Source organism: Paenibacillus sp. 1-18 (assembly GCF_000520755.1).
GTDB classification, from domain to species: Bacteria; Bacillota; Bacilli; order Paenibacillales; family Paenibacillaceae; genus Paenibacillus; species Paenibacillus brasilensis.
In genome coordinates, this window is the sequence record NZ_ASSB01000192.1 from 1 (window position 1) to 3,723 (window position 3,723).

General features: G+C 39.5%; 6 protein-coding genes and 1 pseudogene. 3 read left to right on the plus strand and 4 right to left on the minus strand.

All coding sequences use genetic code 11. From position 1 onward, the window contains the following. Positions 1 to 420, minus strand: a pseudogene (locus L693_RS28035) (helix-turn-helix transcriptional regulator); the annotation flags it as partial. Between the two features lie 168 nt (positions 421 to 588). Then, positions 589 to 1,017, minus strand: coding sequence for a NucA/NucB deoxyribonuclease domain-containing protein (locus L693_RS0111425; protein WP_025717355.1), 429 nt, complete (start codon positions 1,015 to 1,017; stop codon positions 589 to 591). A gap of 231 nt (positions 1,018 to 1,248) precedes the next feature. Between L693_RS0111425 and L693_RS0111430 the strand changes: the two genes are divergently transcribed. Further along, the gene (locus tag L693_RS0111430; RefSeq protein WP_025717356.1) at positions 1,249 to 2,220 is read left to right on the plus strand and encodes an SPRY domain-containing protein; all 972 of its coding nucleotides are present in this window, start codon (positions 1,249 to 1,251) and stop codon (positions 2,218 to 2,220) included. A gap of 22 nt (positions 2,221 to 2,242) precedes the next feature. Here L693_RS0111430 and L693_RS0111435 read toward each other — a convergent pair whose 3' ends face one another. Beyond that, a complete protein-coding gene (locus L693_RS0111435; protein WP_025717357.1) occupies positions 2,243 to 2,476 on the minus strand; it encodes a hypothetical protein in 234 nt (77 codons plus the stop codon). A 309-nt stretch (positions 2,477 to 2,785) separates the two neighbouring features. Here L693_RS0111435 and L693_RS30580 point away from each other — a divergent pair, with 309 nt between their 5' ends. Further along, on the plus strand, positions 2,786 to 2,947 hold the full coding sequence (locus L693_RS30580) for a hypothetical protein (RefSeq protein WP_197029894.1): 162 nt from the start codon (positions 2,786 to 2,788) through the stop codon (positions 2,945 to 2,947). A gap of 42 nt (positions 2,948 to 2,989) precedes the next feature. Further along, entirely contained in the window at positions 2,990 to 3,124 is a 135-nt protein-coding gene (locus L693_RS31955; protein WP_267497739.1) for a hypothetical protein, read from the plus strand. 135 nt (positions 3,125 to 3,259) lie between these two features. On the opposite strand, the gene L693_RS29190 is transcribed toward L693_RS31955, so the two are convergent. Further along, positions 3,260 to 3,379, minus strand: coding sequence for a YjcZ family sporulation protein (locus L693_RS29190; protein ID WP_081752134.1), 120 nt, complete (start codon positions 3,377 to 3,379; stop codon positions 3,260 to 3,262). Between the last annotated feature and the right edge of the window lie 344 nt (positions 3,380 to 3,723).

A 3,723-nucleotide genomic window follows, 5' to 3' on the forward strand; every position in this document is an offset into this window, starting at 1 on the left:
CACATTCTCATAGAGCAGTAGCGCCGCAGCATGTCGTCCCTGTGCGAATAAGTTCTCCGCAATCTCGAATAGTTTGGGTGAATAGAGTAGATTGTCCATAATAGCTCCCACCACTCGACGGATCGCATCTAACTTGTCCAACTCCGCACAGCGATACAAAAATGGCTCGATCCGCCTCATATTCGGTTGTAAGTCGATGATGTAGTTATCTATAAACAAGTCGTAAAAGTGGCCTTCCGGTAAACCCATAGCCTCCGTAATTAGGTCAAGCTGGTTAATGGACATAGGCTTATTTCCTGACACAATAGCACTTACCGCTCCCCTATTCATGCCTGCAATTTGCCCAAATTGCGTTAGACTCAAACCTTCTTGTTTTAAATATCCGTCTAATTCTGCCCGAATCGTAGGTGTATGCTTCATGTCATATCCACCTTTCATACAGAAATTCCAAAACTTTTATATTATTGTATTCTATTGTTGTCCATAATTTAACAGCTGTCAATAACTTTTTGTAATATATGTCATGCAATATTCAAATGGGGGAAATAAAAAGCTTTGCTAACCTTAATTGGTCGGCGGGATTGTTTTCTATTTAACAATAAATTCAACTTTCGTGCCATCCTTATACTTATCTAGCTGATGACTTACCCAGCTTCCGGCTCCACGATTATCCTTTGGACTTATGTATCTAATATCAGCACCCTCTCCGCCTTCGGAGCACATTGCCATTGGCCACTCATCGCGGTCATATCCTTTTTTAGTTGGATAGCCCTTGAGCGATTCCTTGCGATTTTCCTCAGCCCCGTCCCGGTCAATCGTGCAAATGGCAGAACGTCCGGCTGCTATTGCATCCCTAATGTGTGCACCAGTTTCAGGATAACGTGAGCTTGGAAACTCCAATGTATACTCAGCTGCTGCTTGTTGACTGATTGCTGCCGGCTCAGCATAGACGCCTTGAAAGGAAAAAATAGCAGCTAGTAAAAATACAACTAATCCTCTTACGATTCCTTTTATCATACGACACCTCCATAGTATTTAAATCTTCTCTATACTAATTGGAGGGTCATGTCGAAGTATCGCATATGTTGTCACAAAACAAAAAAGATCTTTTAGTTATGATGTACTAGAGAGTAAAAATTTAAATCCACTATTAAACTTTATTTTGAATATATAGACATTAATGTTTAGACATTCCTTTAATTCAGTTCTATAATTCAGTTGTTATTACATATATCTTAGGAGGAAGTCATGAAAAATATTATATTCAAAAAACTAGGAACAATAATGTTAGCCCTTCTCATTGGAGTTTCGGTATTTTCTTTGTTCCCTACAGTTACAAAAGCAGAAACTGTCAATGTAACTTGGTCAGATGCAACTCTAACAAAAACAATTCCTCAATGGAATCAAGCCGATATTGCTAATGTAGGAAAGAGCTCAGGGAAATGGTATTGGGAAGTAACTCTTGATAAAGGAATTGGGAATATAGGAATCGCTAGTTCAGACAAGAAAAAACAAATCAGTTACGAGAGTAACACTGGGCGGAATTATGGTCCCACAAGCCCTTCCTTTGGTACTGGTCAATACGATTATGGGAAAGCTTTCAAGGCAAATGATGTTATATCGGTTGCTTTAGATTTAGAGAATAATACAATAACCTTTTACAACAACGGAATATCACAGGGTGTTTCAAAGTATACCCCTTCTTTAGTCGGTACTCCTATACATCCATTGATAAGAAATGGTCTATTAGACGGCCCTACTATATTTACGGCTAATTTCGGGGCTAGTGATTTTAAATATCCAGTACCTGAAGGATTTTTGCCTTACCAAGAATCGGGTACATCTACAACTCCTGATCCATCTACAAAGCCCGATCCGTCTACAACACCTGACCCATCTACAAAGCCTGATCCATCTACAACACCTGACCCATCTACAAAGCCTGGATCATCGGATACAGATGGGTCATCGCAAACAACTGGTGACCGCGCTATTTTGACTGTAACAATGGATAATGGATTTGATAAAGAATTCGATCTAAGTAAAAAAGAATTGAACGCCTTCATCGCTTGGTATGACGCTAAAGATGCTGGCAGAGGCCCTTCATTCTTTGCCATCGATAAGCACAATAACAACAAAGGACCATTCAGTAACCGGAAGGACTATGTAATATTCAATAAGATTCTTACGTTTGATGTTAGCGAGTATTCAACTAAATAAACAACACAGGACTCCATACTGGTTACATACCAGCGGAGTCCTTTTTCACATCTACTCTAAATTCAAACTGCTTACGGAAGAAATAAGATCCGTTAATCTTGATGGATTCCGGCGTTATCTTCTCAATCGCTCCGCCATAGTCCACAACCTCTATCATATCCTCACTTAGCGGCTGGACTACATATACTCTTACCTGGCTTAATGCAGCTGCAAATAGTTCTATATCCGACTTTAACACTTTATATGTATGGTTCATGCTGATCACCTCAGGATAGGTATTCGGTGAATAATTTAAAAAATCCTTCAATAAAAAAACTCCGGAGCAATCCGGTGTTTTAATATTCTATAAAGTTTCTGTCTGCATCTCCCATTGGCATAACGATCTTCTGATCACAACCAGAGCCTTCTAATATGACGATATGTTGAGTTTAATATGGTTTATATGGGACAAGGAAATCTATCTATTAGGTAATAGTTTCTTTTTGCTGTTAATAGATTCATGCTTATACATCGCTATCGCCACTGACATATAAATAAAGTAAACCTTAGCAGAGGGGGTATGCAGATGATCAAAACAAGAGTAAAAACGTTCAAACATCGTGTCGGTAAAAACAAATTCTTGGTCGTTAAAATTTTTCAGGCTGCAAATGCCAGAACAAGAAATGGTAATGCGCTGGCAACCAATGCACTGAACATCAAAATATCCAAACGCAAAAAGCACCACTAAGACCATCCGCATCTTCATTTCTTATGAAAGGAGGTGATTTCCATGAGTAGAAGAAAACACCATGTAAAAAGAAATAGCATTTCGATCCGGTCAAAACAAAAAGCGTCTGCACGTGCACAAGGCAATGCGCTGGCTGCCAATCTGTTCAACGTAAATGTTAAAAAGAGAAAACACTAATGTTTTCAGCAGGGCAAAGGCATTGCTCCCTTTCATAGCAACAGTCTTTACGAAAAGAGCCTAAAAATATTTCCCAGCCGACCATTTAAGGTTGGCTGGGCTTTTTGTTATTCGAGTGTTTAGTTCTTCACGAAATCAAACCCAAAGTGATTTAGTAATGATAACCAACAGGATAAAGAGCACCAATATTGCCGCTGTAGATGTCCACATACCCCCGCCGCATGAACCTGCACCTGCACCTGCATATGCACCCATGGCTTTAACCTCCCTTACTTGTTGTACACCTTAATATATGTATAAATACGTTCTATGACAGGGCATATTGGTAGACAAAACAAAGGCTCTTATCGGATAAACCGATAGAGCCTAAAAATCTTTATAAAAGAATTAATGTCAAGATAATTACCAACAAAATAAACAGTGCCAAGATAACTGTTATCGAATTCCAAACTTTCCCGTCAGTATTTCCGCAACCTCTTTCAATTCCCCTCACACGTGACGCCTCCCTTGTTACTCCACAGGTTATGCGAGGCATTGTTTAGGGAATGGACTTCTAGGTAAACAAAAATACCCCACCAGCGTATGCCAGCAGGGTATCA